The 16,074-nt window shown below is 75.5% G+C and carries 14 protein-coding genes; 9 read left to right on the top strand and 5 right to left on the bottom strand.

What is annotated here, in order from left to right:
* Positions 1-31 precede the first annotated feature (31 nt).
* From OOK41_RS09530 to OOK41_RS09540, 3 genes are all read left to right on the top strand, one after another.
* Positions 32-1,495, top strand: coding sequence for an amidase (locus OOK41_RS09530; RefSeq protein WP_266264029.1), 1,464 nt, complete (start codon positions 32-34; stop codon positions 1,493-1,495).
* Between the two features lie 72 nt (positions 1,496-1,567).
* The gene (locus OOK41_RS09535) at positions 1,568-1,852 is read left to right on the top strand and encodes a hypothetical protein (RefSeq protein WP_266267762.1); all 285 of its coding nucleotides are present in this window, start codon (positions 1,568-1,570) and stop codon (positions 1,850-1,852) included.
* A complete protein-coding gene (locus OOK41_RS09540) occupies positions 1,839-2,246 on the top strand; it encodes a DUF5130 family protein (protein WP_266264031.1) in 408 nt (135 codons plus the stop codon). The genes OOK41_RS09535 and OOK41_RS09540 overlap by 14 nt, the downstream gene beginning before the upstream one ends.
* 134 nt (positions 2,247-2,380) lie before the next feature.
* On the opposite strand, the gene OOK41_RS09545 is transcribed toward OOK41_RS09540, so the two are convergent.
* The gene (locus OOK41_RS09545) at positions 2,381-2,791 is read right to left on the bottom strand and encodes a Uma2 family endonuclease (protein WP_266264033.1); all 411 of its coding nucleotides are present in this window, start codon (positions 2,789-2,791) and stop codon (positions 2,381-2,383) included.
* An 85-nt stretch (positions 2,792-2,876) separates the two neighbouring features.
* A complete protein-coding gene (gene pepN / locus OOK41_RS09550) occupies positions 2,877-5,426 on the bottom strand; it encodes an aminopeptidase N (protein ID WP_266264035.1) in 2,550 nt (849 codons plus the stop codon).
* 224 nt (positions 5,427-5,650) lie between these two features.
* On the opposite strand from pepN, the gene OOK41_RS09555 reads away from it, so the two are divergent.
* From OOK41_RS09555 to OOK41_RS09570, 4 genes are all read left to right on the top strand, one after another.
* Positions 5,651-6,274 carry a disulfide bond formation protein DsbA gene (locus OOK41_RS09555; RefSeq protein WP_266264037.1) on the top strand — a complete coding sequence of 208 codons (624 nt, stop codon included), beginning with the start codon at positions 5,651-5,653 and terminating at the stop codon, positions 6,272-6,274.
* 183 nt (positions 6,275-6,457) lie between these two features.
* Entirely contained in the window at positions 6,458-6,709 is a 252-nt protein-coding gene (locus OOK41_RS09560; protein ID WP_243639992.1) for a hypothetical protein, read from the top strand.
* Positions 6,710-6,720: 11 nt separating this feature from the next.
* Positions 6,721-7,920: a DUF1015 family protein gene (locus tag OOK41_RS09565; protein ID WP_117670932.1), complete on the top strand. Its 1,200-nt coding sequence runs from the start codon at positions 6,721-6,723 to the stop codon at positions 7,918-7,920.
* A 121-nt stretch (positions 7,921-8,041) separates the two neighbouring features.
* Positions 8,042-8,509, top strand: a complete 468-nt coding sequence (locus OOK41_RS09570; RefSeq protein ID WP_117670934.1) for a ribose-5-phosphate isomerase — start codon at positions 8,042-8,044, stop codon at positions 8,507-8,509.
* Between the two features lie 33 nt (positions 8,510-8,542).
* On the opposite strand, the gene OOK41_RS09575 is transcribed toward OOK41_RS09570, so the two are convergent.
* Positions 8,543-8,866: a hypothetical protein gene (locus OOK41_RS09575; protein WP_266264040.1), complete on the bottom strand. Its 324-nt coding sequence runs from the start codon at positions 8,864-8,866 to the stop codon at positions 8,543-8,545.
* Positions 8,867-8,938: 72 nt separating this feature from the next.
* Positions 8,939-10,171 (bottom strand): GNAT family N-acetyltransferase, encoded by a 1,233-nt coding sequence (locus OOK41_RS09580; RefSeq protein ID WP_266264042.1) that lies wholly within the window; start codon positions 10,169-10,171, stop codon positions 8,939-8,941.
* 111 nt (positions 10,172-10,282) lie between these two features.
* Between OOK41_RS09580 and OOK41_RS09585 the strand changes: the two genes are divergently transcribed.
* Both OOK41_RS09585 and OOK41_RS09590 read left to right on the top strand, forming a co-directional pair.
* A complete protein-coding gene (locus OOK41_RS09585; protein ID WP_117670940.1) occupies positions 10,283-10,831 on the top strand; it encodes a hypothetical protein in 549 nt (182 codons plus the stop codon).
* A gap of 270 nt (positions 10,832-11,101) precedes the next feature.
* Positions 11,102-12,982: a propionyl-CoA synthetase gene (locus OOK41_RS09590; RefSeq protein ID WP_266264045.1), complete on the top strand. Its 1,881-nt coding sequence runs from the start codon at positions 11,102-11,104 to the stop codon at positions 12,980-12,982.
* A 159-nt stretch (positions 12,983-13,141) separates the two neighbouring features.
* Here OOK41_RS09590 and OOK41_RS09595 read toward each other — a convergent pair whose 3' ends face one another.
* Entirely contained in the window at positions 13,142-15,850 is a 2,709-nt protein-coding gene (locus OOK41_RS09595; RefSeq protein WP_266264046.1) for an Hsp70 family protein, read from the bottom strand.
* Positions 15,851-16,074 lie beyond the last annotated feature (224 nt).

Raw genomic sequence — 16,074 nt, forward strand, 5'->3', positions numbered from 1 at the left:
GCCCGGTGCCCGGACAGGGCAGGATGGCGGGGTGGCTGAGCTGCACGACCTGACCGCGCTGGAGCAGGGCGCCGCGATCGCGCGCGGCGAGCTGTCCAGCCTGGAGCTCGTCGCGCACCACCTGGCCCGGGTCGACGCGCTCGGCGACACCGTCGGCGCGTTCGTCACCGTCACGCCCGAGCTGGCCCGGGACGCGGCGCGGGCCGCCGACGCGGTGCCCGTCGAGGGGCGGGGCCCGCTGCACGGGGTGCCCACGGCGGTCAAGGACCTGACCCTCACCGCCGGGGTGCGCACCACCTTCGGCTCGGCGGCCTTCGCCGACCTGGTGCCCCCGCTCGACGCCGACGTGGTCCGGCTGATGCGCGCCGCCGGGCTGGTCAGCCTCGGTAAGACCACCACCAGCGAGCTGGGCTGCTCGCTGTACTCCGAGGGGCTGGTCGCGCCGCCGGCCCGCAACCCGTGGGACCTGGCGTACACGGCCGGCGGGTCCAGCGGCGGCGCGGCGGCGGCGGTGGCCGCCGGGCTGGTCCCGGTGGCCCAGGGCTCCGACGGCGGCGGCTCCCTGCGCATCCCCGCCTCCCTGTGCGGGCTGGTGGGCTACAAACCCAGCCGGGGCGCGGTGCCCGGTGGGCCGCTCGGCTTCGGCGCGTTCGGCCTGCCGGTCAACGGGCCGCTGGGGCGCACCGTCGCCGACGTCGCCGCGCTGCTCGACGTCATGGCCGCGCCGGTGCCCGGCGAGCCGTACCTGCCGCCGGCCGCGCCCGACGGCGGCTACCTCGGCGCGGCCCGGCGGGCTGCGCCCGGCCCGCTGCGGATCGGCCGGTTCACCACCCCGATGCTCGCCGACGAGCCGGTGCACCCCGACTGCGTGGCCGCCGTCGACCGGGCCGCCGCGCTGCTCGCCGAGGCCGGCCACGAGGTGGTCGAGGTCCCCGCGCCGTTCGGCCCCGAGGCGTGGCCGCTGTTCGAGACCGTCTGGTACGTCCTGGCGCTCACCCCGGTGACGCCGGAGCGGGAGAGCCGACTGCTGCCGCTGACCCGGTTCCTGCGGGCCCGGGGCGCGGCCGTCTCCGCCGGTGCGCTGATGGGCGCCCTCGGGGAACTACAGGCCCAGGTGCGCCGGGGTGCCCGCCGCACCGCCGGGTGCGACCTGCTGCTCTGCCCGACCCTGGCCGCGCCGCAGGCGCCGGTCGGCTGGTTCACCGCCGACGGCGACCCGGAGCGCGACTTCGACCGGCAGCGGCGGTTCTCGCCGTACTGCGCCGTGTTCAACGTCACGGGCGAACCGTCGGTTTCCCTGCCGCTCGGTCGCACCGCCGGGGGCCTGCCGGTGGGTGTCCTGCTCACCGGCCGGTACGGTGCCGACGCCACTCTGATCGAGGCCGCCGCGCAGCTTGAGCACGCCAGTGACGGGTGGGATCGCCACCCCGCAATCTGGCTGGCCGTCGACTCCGCTAACGTGAATACGAGCGGAGTCGGGCGGTCGGTGTCATGATCGTCCACCCGACCCGGAATTCCTGGTCTCTCTTTCCGCCTGGGGGCGTTGGGATTGTCTGTTACCGAGACGTTGCTGATCTTCGTCGGCATCCCGGCGGCCGTGGTGCTGGTGATCACCGCGCTGGCGTTCGCCGGCGGCCCGGGCAGGGGCGGCGCCGTCCGGCGCTACCGGCCGGGCCGGCCCTTCGACTTCACTCCGGTCTGGTTCCTGGGCCGTCCGGAGCAGCTGGCCGACTCGGCCGGCACCGTGCTGACCGCGGGCGCGCAGGCGCCGGCGCTGACCAGCCACAAGCTTGAGAAAGCCGGCATCGAGGCGCCGGCCGGGGGAACCGGAGGCGCAAGTGACCGTTGGTGAGATGCAGGCCGGCACGGGAACACCGCCCGAGGTGCTCGACGGGCCCTTCTCGACCCGTCAGCTACTGCGCATCGACGAGGCGCTCCGCCTGGCCGACCAGGGGACCGGGCTGGTCTTCTCGGTCTACGTCGGCGGCCTCGACGACCCGATCCGCGAGCACGCCCAGCGGCTGCACCGGCAGCTCGCCGACCCCGACCGGTCGGTCCTGATCGCGGTGTCGCCCAACCAGCGCCAGCTGGAGGTCGTCACCGGCCGGCACGCCCGCAAGCGCATCCCCGACACGTACGCCAAGCTGGCCGCGCTCTCCATGGTGGCGGCCTTCGGCGGCGGCGACCTGGCCGGCGGCATCATCAACGGCCTCGACCAGCTCGCCAGCCACGCCGGCAAGGGCTGAGCCCCCGGCCGGGGGGCTGAGCGGCAGGGACGACGCCTGCGCCGCAGGAGCCTGCCCGCACGACGACGACACCCGGTCCGCGACGGCGGCCCGGGTGTCGGTGCGTTCGGGGGCGGGTCGACCGGAGGGCGCGCTCAGCGCGGCCAGGCGCTCGGGTCGAGCGTCATCGGCCAAGGCTTCGTGAACCGGTCGTGCCGTCGGCTGCTGGGCGACTCCACCTCGACGACGAGCGCCACGTCGGACGGCTCGATCCACATGCCGTCCGCCGGAGCGCCCGGCGTCAACACCGTCAGGTCCGGGATCAGGTTGCTGCCCGGCGCCCTGAGCCCGGCTCCACGGATCACCCGCCACCCCTTCGGGGCCGCGGCGCGCAGTGTCAGCCGGATCTCGTCCGCCAGCTCGTGGTGGGCGTAACCAGCCGGTGGCGTCACGTGCAGGCTTCCGTCGATGGTCTCGTAGCGGTTCCCGTCCTCGGGTAGGTCGAACAGGTCCTGCTCGCGCCAACCCCGCTCCGGTGGGTGCCACTCGTACGTCGGCTGTGCCATCACGTCCGCCTCCCTGCCCAACCATGACGGCCGGGGCCGGCGGGACAGTTCGCCCACGCCAGCCCCGGGCCGGGTAACACTCACCTCAGGCGCTGTGGGCGTCCCGGGCGCGGGCCCGCAGCGCGCGGACGACGGCGTCGCGGCCCTCGGCGACCAGCCGGCGCAGCGGTGCCGGCTGCCCGCCGGCGGCCAGCCACGCGTCGGTGGCGGCGACGGTCTCCTCGGAGACCTGCTGGTCCGGGTACGCGAGCTGGACGAACTCCTGCGCCGGCTCGCTGTCCCGCTGCGCCCAGATCTGGTCCACCACGGCGAAGTACTTCTCCCCGTACGGGGCGACCAGCTCCGCCTGCACGGACGGGGCGAAGCCCTGCAACAGCGCCCGGTTGCGCCAGTTCGACAGCGCGTCCGGACCGGTGAGCTGGGCCCAGACGGCGGCCTTGTTCTCCTCCGTCGGCACCAGCGCGTGCGCGTACGCGGCCTCCCGCTCGCCGCTGGCGGTGCGGTCGCCGGCCAGCTCGGCCTCGATCTCCTCGGGGCCGGCGGCCCCGTTGGCCACGAGCTGCTGGAGGATCGTCCAGCGCAGCTCGGTGTCGACGGTCAGCCCGGCCGGCACGTCGGTGCCGGACAGCCAGCCCCGCAGCGTCGCCAGGCCCTCGTCGGAGCGGGCCGCCGAGGTGACGGCGCGGGCCCAGGCGAGCTGGAACCCGCTGCCCGGCTCGGCGGCGGCCAGCGTGGCCCTCGCCGTCCGGTACAGCTCGGCCCAGCCGGTCGGCGCCCAGGCCGGGTCGGCGTAGTAGACCAGCGTGGTGGTGGCCTGGCGGAGGGTGGCGGTGACCAGGTTGATGTCGGTCTCCGCGGGCAGCCCGGCCAGCACCAGCGACACGTAGTCGCGGGCCGACAGCTCGGCGTCGCGGACCATGTCCCACGCGGCCGTCCAGCACAGGGCGCGCGACAGCGACGACTCGAAGCCGGCGATGTGCTGCACCACCGTGGCCATCGACCGCTCGTCCAGGCGCAGCTTCGTGTACGTCAGGTCGTCGTCGTTGAGCAGCAGCACGTCGGCCGCCCGCACGCCGTGCAGGTCGGTCAGCTCGGTCAGCTCGCCGGTCACGTCGACCTCGATCCGCTCCCGGCGGACCAGCCGGCCGTCGGTCAGGTCGTACAGGCCCACGCCGATGCGGTGGGTGCGCAGGGTCGGGTGCCCGGCTGGCGCCTCCTGCCGCACCACCACCCGCTGGTAGCCGCCGTCGGCGGCGATCGTCACCTCGGGGCGCAGGGTGTTGACCTGGGCGGTCTCCAGCCACTGGGCGGCGAACTTGCGCAGCTCCCGGCCGGAGGCCGTCTCCAGCTCCGACAGCAGGTCGTCGAAGGTGGCGTTGCCCCAGGCGTGCTTGCCGAAGTAGGCCCGCAGCCCGGCCAGGAACGGCTCCTCGCCGACGTACGCGACGAGCTGCTTGAGCACGCTCGCGCCCTTGGCGTACGTGATGCCGTCGAAGTTGACCTCGACCGCCTCCAGGTCCGGCATCTCGCAGTACACCGGGTGGGTGGAGGAGAGCTGGTCCTGCCGGTAGCCCCAGTTCTTCCGGATGGACAGGAAGGTCGTCCAGGCGTCGGAGAACCGGGTGGCGTTGGCGTTGCACCAGTGGCTGGCCCACTCGGCGAACGACTCGTTCAGCCACAGGTCGTTCCACCAGCGCATGGTGACCAGGTCACCGAACCACATGTGGGCCAGCTCGTGCAGGATCGTGTTGGCCCGCTGCTCGTACTCGAAGTCGGTGACCTGGGAGCGGAAGATGTAGTGCGACTCGGCGTGGGTGACGCAGCCGAAGTTCTCCATCGCGCCGGCGTTGAAGTCCGGCACCCAGAGCTGGTCGTACTTGGGCAGCGGGTAACGCACCCCGAACTGCTGGTGGAAGAAGTCGAAGCCCTGCTTGGTGATCAGGAACAGGTCGTCCGAGTCGAGGTACTGCGCCATCGAGGCCCGGCAGTAGACCCCCAGGTCGATGCCGTCGTGGCTGTCCCGCACCTCGTGGTACGGGCCGGCGCAGAGCGCGGTGATGTAGGTGCTCATCCGCACCGAGGGGACGAAGTGGACGGTCTTGAACCCCTCGCCGGCCGGCTCCTCGCGCTCGACCGGCATGTTGGACACCACCCGCCAGTGTTCCGCGACGGTGGCGTGCCAGGTGTAGACGCTCTTCAGATCGGGCTGGTCGAAGCAGGCGAAGACCTTCTGGGCGTCCGCCGTCTCGAACTGGCTGTAGAGGTAGGTCTCCCCGTCGACCGGGTCGACCGTGCGGTGCAGCCCCTGCCCGCTGTTCGAGTACGCGAAGTCGGCGTCGACCACGAGGATGTTCTCCGCGGCCAGCCCGGTCAGCGTCAGCCCGCGGTCCGCCGACCAGCCGGAGATGTCGACCGGGACGCCGTTGAGCGTCGCCGAGCGCACCGACTCGGCGGCGGCCTCGATGAAGGTGGACGTGCCCGGTTCGGCGCAGCGGAACCGGACCTCGGTCACCGACCGGAAGGTCCGGGCGTCGGCGGCCTGGACGGCGGTCGACAGGTCCAGACTGATGTCGTACCCGGCGATCTCGAGCAGGCGGGCCCGCTCGGTGGCCTCGACCTGGGTCAGGTTGCGCACTCCCGGCACTGTTCGTCTCCATCCCACTCTCGCCCTGCGCCGCCGCGGCGCCAGCCCACCGTCCGCTCGTGACGGCCGGTCGGATCCGAGTCTTCCATGGGCGGGCCCCTCTCGGTGGCCGAGGTCACGCTCTCATTCCGGTACCGGTCGATGCCGGGTGGGGTGGAGGATCGGGGGACGAGGTGCCGGCTTCCCGGCCCTCCCGTCGCGAAGGGAACCGCACCGTGACCGACCGTGCCACCGTCGACATGTGGTTCGACCCGATCTGTCCGTGGGCGTGGATCACCTCCCGTTGGCTGCTGGAGGTGGAGCAGGTCCGCGACGTGACCATCCGCTTCCACGTGATGAGCCTGACGGTGCTCAACGAGGGGCGTGACCTGCCCGAGGAGTACCAGGAACTGATGCGGACCGGCTGGGGCCCGGTGCGGGTCTGCGTCGCGGCCGAGCAGAAGTACGGCCAGGACGCCGTCCGCACGTTGTACACCGCGCTGGGCACCCGGATCCACCTCGGCAAGGAGAACCTGGGCCCGGAACTGTACGCGGCGGCGCTCACCGACGCCGGGCTGGACCCGGAACTGGCCGCCGCCGCCGAGAGCACCGCGTACGACGAGGCCCTGCGGGCCAGCCACGAGGCCGGCATGCGGCCGGTCGGCACCGACGTGGGCACCCCGGTCGTCCACGCCCCGGGCCCGGACGGCACGCCGGTGGCCTTCTTCGGCCCGGTGGTCACCCCGCGCCCGAAGGGGGAGGCCGCCGGCCGGCTCTGGGACGGCGTGCTGCTCGTCGCCGGCACGCCCGGCTTCTACGAGCTGAAGCGCTCCCGCGAGATCGGCCCCACCTTCGACTGAGGGTGGGGAAGGGCCCGCGTCACGCCTGCGGCGGACCGGGTTCCCTGCCCGCCGCGCCGCCGGGGACCCACGCGGCCCCGGCGGCGCGCCGTGGGGGCGTCACCGGGCGGCGCGGGGGTCGTTCCACCGGATGTCCCGCCTACGGCCCGCAGGGCCGAACCCGGCAGCTCGTGGAGGCATCCGATGGGTAAGCACCGCCGTACGTCCGACGAGGCGACCGGGGATCCCGGTGCGACGTACTGGTCCGTGGCGGACGCCGGCTGGCCGGCGGTCCGGCCGACGCTGCCGGCCGAGATGGTCGACCTGCTGGCGCCGCCGATCGTGGTCGGCGTCGCCCGGGTGGTGGCCACCTCCCGGGCGACCCCGCCGGGTGCCGCCTTTCAACTGGTGGACCGGGTACGGGGCCCGCTGCGCGGGGTCACCGGGCGGCGGTAGCGTCAGCGGACATGACGGTCGTACATCCGATCGCCCGGGCCTGGATCACCACTGGCGGCACCGGCGCGCAGAACTACGACGAGTTCGCCGACGACGCGGAGATCACCGCGATCATCGGGGCGAACCCGCACAGTGCCCTCGGCATCGAGATGCCGCACCGGGCGCCGGAGAGCCTCGGGAAGTCCTTCCTCGACGCGCTTCCCGACGCCGTGGCCCGTCTCGCCGAGGCCAAGGCCGACGGCAGCTACACCCCGGCCGAGCAGGTGGTGGTCCTCTACCGGATCAGCGCGCCGGGGGAGGAGACCGCGTACGGGCTGTTCGCCATGGTCGACACCGACCAGATCTCCACCAGCGCCGACGAGCCGGGCCTGGTCATCCGCAACGAGGACGTCTTCATCGCGAAGGTCCGCGAGCGGGTCGCCCTCGCCGGGGCGCTCGGCCACCTGCTCTCGCCCGTGCTGCTGCTCCAGACCGGCCGGGGTGACGAACTGCACGCCGCGCTCGCCGCGGCGACCGAGTCGGCCGGGGCGCCCGCCGCGACCGACACCGACCAGGCCGGGCGCACGCACGCCGTCTGGCTGCTCGGCCCCGGCCCGGAGCAGGACGCGCTGACCGCGCTGGCCGGCGGCGGCGAGCTGGTGGTCGCCGACGGCAACCACCGCAGCCTCGCCGCCCAGACCGGTGGCCTGCCCCGCTTCCTGGCCGTGGTGACCACCCCCGCCTCGGTCGCCATCCAGCCGTACAACCGGCTGGTCAGCGAGTTGACCGTCACCCCGGCGGAGCTGGTCGACCGGCTCCGCGCCGCGGGCGCCGAGGTCACCGAGGTCGACGGCCCGGTCGAGGTCCCGACGACCGGCGGCACCGTCGCGCTCCGGCTCCCCGGCCAGGGGTACGTGGTACGCCTGCCGCACGTCGACGGCGGCCGGCTGGAGAACCTCGACCACGCGCTGGTCGAGCGGGTGCTGCTGCGCGACGCGCTCGGCCTCGACCCGGGCGACAAGCGGATCACCTATGTCGGCGGGGACTACCCGGCGAGCTGGCTGACCGGCGAGGTCGAGGCGGGCCGGGCCGAGCTGGCGGTGCTGATCGCCCCGGTGACCGTGGACGACTTCGTCGCGGTCAACCTGGCCCGGGAGAAGATGCCGCGCAAGAGCACCTGGTTCACCCCGAAGGCCCGCGGCGGCCTGGTGGTGGCCGAACTGTCCCGCTGAGCGGCCCGACGCGCCGGCCCGACGCGGCGGGCACCCGCGTGACCTGCATTCCTGTGACGAATCCGGCTCCGCGCCGCCGCCGGCTCGGCGGCGCGGACGGCGGCCTGACAGACTGCGCGGTATGCGCGTCTACCTGGGATCCGACCACGCCGGTTTCGAGCTGAAGGTGCACCTGGCCAGCCACCTCGCCAAGCAGGGGTACGAGGTGGCCGACGTCGGCCCGCACGCCTTCGACCCGGACGACGACTACCCGGCGTTCTGCCTGCACACCGGGGCCCGGGTGGTGGCCGACCCCGGCAGCCTCGGCGTGGTCATCGGCGGCTCCGGCAACGGCGAGCAGATCGCCGCCAACAAGGTCGCGGGGGTCCGGGCGGCGCTGGCCTGGAGCATCGACACCGCCCAGCTCGGCCGGGAGCACAACGACGCCAACGTGGTGGCCGTCGGCGCCCGCCAGCACACCCTGGACGAGGCCACCGCCATCGTCGAGGCGTTCCTGACCACCTCGTTCTCCGGCAACCCCCGGCACGCCCGCCGGATCGACCAGGTCACCGCGTACGAGCAGAGCCGGGAACTGCCCGAGCTGCCCTGAGCCGGCGCGCCGGGGGTCGGCGGGCCGGCCGGGTCAGCGGCCGGAGCGGGGCAGGTCCTCGCGGGGCACCCAGTTGCGCCGGACGACGACCACCCGGGCCTCCGCCTCGGCCAGGTCCTCCTCGGTCGGGCGGGCCGCGTCCCGGGCCCGCAGCGCCGCCAGGGGCCCCACCTGGGAGGAGCCGGGGCCGACCAGGCTGCGCAGGCCCCGCTCGCCGTCGCGCTCCTCGCCCGCCGGACCGCTCCGGCGGCGGGGCGGCGGCTCGGCCACGTCCTGCGCCCCGGCCGTGGCCACCGTGGGCACCTCGGCGTCGGGGTGGTGCCTCAGCCGGCGTCGCCGTCGATCCGCGTCACCCATCAGCCGACCGTACCGCCCGCCCCGCCGCCGCGCCCGCCCCGTTACGGATGCCGGCCGGCGGGGCGGGGGCGCTCAGAAGATGCCCATCCCCGCCGGGGCCCGGTGCCAGGCGAAGGCGGGACCGGCGGCGGCCAGCGCGCCGGGGCGCCGCTCGTGGACCCGCCCGGCGTCGGCCAGCGCCGCCAGCCCCGTCCCGCCCAGGTACAGCTCACCGAGCGCCCGCACGTCGCAGGCCAGGTCGGCCGGCCGGTCGGTGCGCCCGCACCGGGCGTCGTCCGGCCCGCCGGTCAGCCGCCAGCGCCCCGAGTTCTCCGGCAGCAACTCGTCGGTGACCTCGACGACGACGTCCACGTCGACGGCGTACCGGCGGGCGGCCAGCGCGGCCGGCACGTCCACCACCCGCACCCAGAGCGCGTCGGAGAGCCGGGCCACCAGCCGGCGCGGCTCGTCGACCAGGCGCAGCAGCGGATCGTCCACCGGCCCCCGGTAGGAGAGCCGGCGGGTCAGGTCGAGCGAGAGCAACAGCCGCCACAGCGCCAGCCGGGCCGCCGGGGCCGCGGCCACCAGCTCCTCGACGATCGTCACGCCGCGCGGGCCGGCGGCGTCGGAGTCCCGGCGCGAGCGCCACAACGCGTACCCGTCGACCTCGCCGTCCGGGCCCTCGTGCAGCACCACCCGGCGCTCGGTCGCGCCGGCGCGCTCGTCGGCCGGGTCAGCCAGCACGTACCGCCACCACCGGTCGTCCCGGTCGGACCAGCCGGGGCGCTCGGCGCGCAGCCGGTCGTACAGCCGGGCCAGGTCGGCCCGCCGCGCCACGGGCCGGTCCAGGCACAGCCGGCCCTCGGCGGCGGTCGGGGCGGGCAGCCGCAACTCGGTGGTGGCGCACTCGACGGCGTACTCCTGTGCGGCGAGGCCGTAGCCGAACCGGGGGTAGATCCGGCCCTCGCTGGCCCAGAGCACGGCCACCGGCTCCCGGCCGGCGTCCCGGACGTCGCGCAACTGCCGGCGCACGAGCCGGGTGAGCAGGCCGCGGCGGCGGTGCGTCGGCAGCACCCCGACCATGGTCACGTGGGCGGCCGGCAGCGTGGCGCCCGGCACGGTCAGCTCCCGGGTGAACGCCGAGACGTGCGCCACGAGATCCGCGCCGTCCCGGATCAGCAGGCTCCGGTCCGGCTCCCAGATGCCCCGTTCGGCCTCGCGGGTCTCCTCGCCGAAGGTGGTGTGGAACGTGATCTCGATCATTCGGGCCATGTCGTCGAAGTCGTCGGGCCGGCCGACCCGGATCGGCGGCGGAGGATTCGTCATCGCCCGTGTCTACCGGACGCGACACGGGCGGGGCGACCGATTTGCCGGCTCGTTACCCTCGGAGATGGGGACCGGCCGGTGCCGGCGCCGACGTCATGGGGAGGACACGAGATGGCAGACCAGACACAGCCGTGGGCGGAGCGGACCGTCGAGGTGTCGCCGCAACCGGGTGTCGGGGTGCCGCCGCAGCGCGACGCCTTCCGCCGGGGAGTGGCCTCCGTGGGGCAGCCGCGCACCCCGCGTACCGAGCAGTTCCCCACCGTCGACCAGGGCGGGCACGACGGGCTCTGGTCCGGCGACGTGCCGGCGCCGCGCCGTCCGCTGAGCTGGCACCTGGCCCGGCTGCGGGTCGGCGGGGAGTGGAGCGCCGCCGGGGGCCTCTTCGCCTTCGTCTGCTGGGGCATCTGGGCCATCTCGGGGCGGGGGGACCTCGGCGCGCCGCTGCTCACCTTCGTGCTGAGCCTGCTGGTGGCGGCCGGCCTGTTCGGGCTGTCCCGGCTGCTCGGCCGGGTGATCTGGGAGCGGCAGCTCGGGCGGGTCCGGCGCAGCGCGCGGGGCGCCCACATCGTGACGGCGATCTTCCTGGTGGGCCTGGGGGTCGCCTACCTCCAGCAGACCGAGTGGGTAATGTCCGCCTGGAACTGGGTCACCGGCAACTGACCCGGTCGGGCCGGGACCGCACCGGTGCGACGGTGATGCGCCCGGGCGGGGCGGCTCGCCGTCCCGCCCGGGCGTCGGAGTCGCGGTCCGCCGCGACGCCGGCCGTTCCTCACCAGGCGGCTCTGCTTACCCGCCCCGCGGACCTTCATCCGTGGCGGACGCGGGCGTTCGCCAGTCCGGCCCACCGTTCGGCGACCCGGCAGGTGCGTCCGGCGCACCGGAGCGGTCCGGCCGTTCTGCCCGCCGGGCAACACGACGCACCATGGCGGGATGGGCGCGTATCGAGCAGCGTACGAGCGGAGCATCGCCGACCCGACCGCCTTCTGGCGGGACGCGGCGGCGGACATCGACTGGCACCGGCCGCCGGAACGGATCCTCGACGACGGCCGGGCCCCGCTGTACCGCTGGTTCCCCGACGGGGAGCTGAACACCTGCCACAACGCCCTGGACCGGCACGTGGCGGCGGGCCGCGGCGACCAGGCCGCGTTGATCCACGACAGCCCGGTCACCGGCACGACCCGCACGTACACGTACGCCGAGCTGCGCGACGCGACCGCCCGGTTCGCCGGGGCCCTGCGCCGGCTCGGGGTCGGCCGGGGCGACCGGGTGCTGCTCTACCTGGCGATGGTCCCCGAGGCGGTGGTCGCCATGCTGGCCTGCGCCCGGATCGGCGCGGTGCACTCCGTGGTGTTCGGCGGCTTCGCCGCCCACGAGCTGGCGGTCCGCGTCGACGACGCCCGGCCGAAGGTGGTGGTGGCCACCTCGTGCGGGATCGAGGCGGACCGGGTCGTGCCCTACCACCCGATCCTCGACGCGGCGCTGGCGGAGGCCGAGCACGCCCCGGAGCGCTGCGTCATCGTGCAGCGCCCCCAGCACCCCGCGCCGCTCACCCCCGGCCGGGACCTGACCTGGGACGAGGCCCTCGACGGCGCCGAGCCGGCCGACTGCGTCCCGGTCGCCGCCACCGACCCGCTGTACGTCCTCTACACCTCCGGCACGACGGGCCGGCCGAAGGGCGTGGTCCGGGACAACGGCGGCCACGCGGTGGCGCTGCGTTGGTCGATGACCAACGTCTTCGGCATCGGGCCCGGCGACGTGTTCTGGGCCGCCTCCGACGTCGGCTGGGTGGTCGGCCACTCCTACATCGTGTACGGCCCGCTGCTCACCGGGGCGACGACGGTGCTCTACGAGGGCAAGCCGGTCGGCACCCCGGACGCGGGCGCGTTCTGGCGGGTCGTGTCGCAGCACCGGGTCGCCGCCCTGTTCACCGCCCCCACCGCCATCCGGGCGATCCGCCGGCAGGACCCGGACGGCACCCGGATCGGCCGGTACGACCTGTCCAGCCTCCGGACGCTGTTCCTGGCCGGCGAGCGCCTCGACCCGGACACCTTCGCCTGGGCCGGCGCCCGGCTGGACGTGCCCGTGGTGGACAACTGGTGGCAGACCGAGACCGGCTGGCCGGTGGCGGCGAACCCGCGCGGGCTGGAGCCGCTGCCGATCAAGGCCGGCTCGCCGTCGGTGCCCGTCCCCGGGTACGACGTGCGGGTGGTCGACCCGCGGGGCGCGCAGGTGCCGGCGGGCGTCGACGGCTCGATCGTGATCAGGTTGCCGCTGCCCCCGGGCTGTCTGCCCACCCTCTGGGGCGACGACGAGCGCTACGTCCGGTCCTACCTGAGCACCTTCCCCGGCCACTACCTGACCGGCGACGGCGGCCGGTTCGACGACGACGGCTACCTGTACGTGATGGGCCGCACCGACGACGTGATCAACGTGGCCGGGCACCGGCTCTCCACCGGGGCGATGGAGGAGGTGCTGGCCGGCCACCCGGCGGTGGCCGAGTGCGCCGTCATCGGCGTGTCGGACCAGCTCAAGGGCCAGGTGCCCAGCGGCTACGTGGTGCTCAAGGCGGGCGTCGAGGTGGAGCCGGCCGCCCTCGCCGCCGAACTGGTCGCCCGGGTGCGGGAGCGGATCGGCCCGGTCGCCGCGTTCCGCCGGGTGACCGTCGTGCCGGCCCTGCCGAAGACCCGGTCCGGCAAGATCCTGCGCCGGACGATGCGCGGGCTGGTGGAGGGGCGCGACGAGCCGGTCCCGGCCACCATCGACGACCCCGCGACACTCGGCGTCTTCCGGGACCTGGCCGCCGCCGACTGACGTCCGCCCGGCCCCGACCGCACCGCACCGACGGTCGGGGCCGGGCGGCGCTCGCCGGCCGTGGCGGCTGGGGCAGGGTGTCCGGACCGGTCGGGCGAGAATGGCCGGTTGGGGAGAATGGCCGGTCAGGGCGTGGGGCCGGTCAGGGCGTGGGGCCGGTCAGGGGGTGGGGGCGAAGCGGTACAGCACGAAGTCCTTCGCCGCGCCGCAGAACAGCACGCTGGTGTTCCACGAGCAGGACTCCCCGCGCACGTCCTTGGCCCGGCCCAGCTCGGCCGGCTCGGGGGAGCCGACCGCCATCCCGGCGACGCTGGGGTCCGACTCGCTGCCGCTCATCCTGTCGGCGAAGACCAGGATGTTGCCGGCGTCCAGCCGGACCGCCACCCCGTCCCGGTCCCGCAGCACCGCCCTGCCCTCCGGGTCGAACAGGGTCGACGTCGGCTCCGGGTACTGGCGCCGCACGAGCAGGTGCTCGCCGACCGGCACCAGGTCCTTCGCCCCCGGCGCCGCCCAGCGCCGGGGGCTCGCGCCCTCGGCGGCCACCACCACCTCCGCGCGGTCCGCGTCGCCGGTCGGCACCTCCAGCACGCACGCCCGATGCTCGCCGCAGGCCACCAGCGCCTCCGCCCGCCGCCCGTCGTCCGTGGCGCTGTGCAGGACCGTCGGCTGGGCCACCCGGGTCAGGTCGTAACCGAGCAGCCGGTACCGGCCGACGGTGGAGTCGTCGACCACGTACAGCCGGTCGTCCCGGGCGACCAGGAGGTCGTCGCGGTCCGCGACCCCGGTCCAGGTGCGCAGCACCGACCCGGTGTCCAGGTCGATCAGCCGGGCCGAGCGGTCCGCGCCGATCTGCACGAGCCGGTCGACCTTCCCGCGCCACGGGTCGCGGGGCGCCCCGTCGGCGTACGCCGGCCCGCCGGCCCCCTCGGCGGTCTCGACGCGCAGCACGGTGCTGCGGGCGTCGTCCGACCCGTCGCGCGGGTTGGGTCGCTCCCACACCTGCGTGCCGTCCCGCATCCGCAGGCCGACCAGCCGGTTGCCGTCCCGGTCGACGAGCACCGCCACATCCTCGCCGAAGAACACCTGGTCGTCGTCCTGGATCGTCCGGGACCACCGCTGCTCGCCGGAGGAGGCGTCGCGCACCATCACCTCGCGGGAGCCGCCGTCGCCGAAGGCGTCGGAGAAGGCCGCCACCGCCCCGGGTACGGCGACGAGCGACCGCCACCGCTGCGACGTCTGCGTCGTCTGCTTGCGCCACCGCTGCGCGCCGGTCGCCGCGTCGACCGCCACGATCTCCAGCCGGTCGTCCGGCAGCGGGTACGCCGCGTAGCCGGTGTCGCCGAGCAGCGCGGTGAAGGTCTCCGCCGGCCGGTCCGTCCCGGCGGGGACGCGCTTGACCTCGGTCAGGGTCTTCTGGAACTCCAGCCCCGGGTAGCGGTCCCGGGTGTACCACAGGGCGCCGCCGCCGGCCACCCCGGCGAGGGCGAGGGCCGCCGCGACCGAGATCCAGAGCGCCCGCCGCCGCCGCGGTGGGGCCGGCGGCGCCGGCGTACCGGAGACGGGTCCGCCCCACGCGGTGGCCGGCATCCCGGGCGACCCGGCGGGCACGGTTGGCGGCGACCCCGGCGGGCCGTCCGCCCGGGTGGGTGGGAGGCCGCCGGCCCCGGCCACCGCCGGCACGGTCGGTGGTACGCCGGCCGGCGCGGCCGGCGACGCCTGCTGCGGCGGCCGGGGAGCCGGCAGGTCCGTCAGCGCGCCCTCGGCCACCGGCAGCTCCGGCTGCTCCAGCACGGTCGGCGCGACGCCCAACTCGGCGTGCAGCATCCGGGCCACCAGCGGCATCCGGGTCGGGCCGCCCACCAGGAACAGGCCGGCGAGCCGGTCGGGGGTGAGGCCGGCGGCGGCGATCACCCGCCCGGTCTCGGCCACGGCCCGGGCCAGCAGCGGGGTGGCCACCTGCTCCAGGTCGTCCCGGGTGAGCTGGACGACCTGCTGCGACCCCGGCACGACCACCGGCGCGACCGGGGCCCGGGACAGCATCTCCCGCGCCTCGCGGACGCCCTCCCACAGGCGGTGCCGGTCCCGCCACTGCCCGGCGTCGGCCGGCCGGGTCAGCCGGTCCCACTGCGCCGGATCGGTCGCGGACACCAGCTCGCCGAGCCGGCCCGTCAGGGCGGCGTCCAGGTCGAGCCCGCCGAGGTCGGGCACGCCCCCGGTGGCGGTCACGGTGAAGCCGGAGTCGCCCCACGGGTCGGCGCCCTCGTTGCGCAGCACCGCCACGTCGAGGGTGCCCCCGCCCAGGTCGAACACGGCGATCGAGCCGCCGACCGGCACCGGCCGGCGCAGCACCTGGGCGTAGTAGCGGGCGGCGGCGACCGGCTCGCGCAGCAGCCGGGTGCCCAGCGGGGTGGGGCCGGAGAGGGTGTGCTCGGCGGCCTGGGGCCAGCCGGCGCGCAGCAGCGCGTCGGCGAGGACCTGACGCCGGGCGTCGTCCCAGGACGCGGGGCAGGTCAGCACCGCCGGAGGCAGGAAGCCGACCGCGGCCACCGCCGTCTGGCCCACCGCGTGCAGGATCGCGGCCAGCAGGTCGGCGGGGGCGTACTCGCGGTCGCCGAGCGGCACGGCCCGGGAGTCGATCCGACGCTTCGGGTTCGGCTCGTAGCGGCCCGGGTCGGCCTGCGCCAGCCGCTGGGCGTCCCGGCCGACGTGCAGGCGCCCGTCGGTGTCGGCGTACACCCCGGAGGGGACGACCGGCTGCCCGTCGACCAGCAGCGGCCGGGTCCGCCCGTCCGGCCAGCGGAGCACGGCCACGGTGTTGGACGTGCCGAGGTCGACGCCGAGGGCGAAGCCCTCGTGCTGGCCTGCCATCTGCCGCTACCTCCGCCGGGCCGAGGGAATGTCCGGCCCCGCATCGTACGCAGGCGCAACACCCGCCCGGCCGGCACCGTGCGCCGGGGGACCCCTGGCGGGCGTCCGCGCCGGGGCCGACCGAAGGGTCCCGGCCGCCCGCGACCTACTGTCGGCTTTGCGCTTGACGCCGCCGCCGTGGTCCGGCTAGCTGATAGACGGATCATCCGCCGGGCCGCGATTCG

The sequence above is a fragment of the Micromonospora sp. NBC_01655 genome, assembly GCF_026339755.1.
Lineage (GTDB): Bacteria > Actinomycetota > Actinomycetes > Mycobacteriales > Micromonosporaceae > Micromonospora.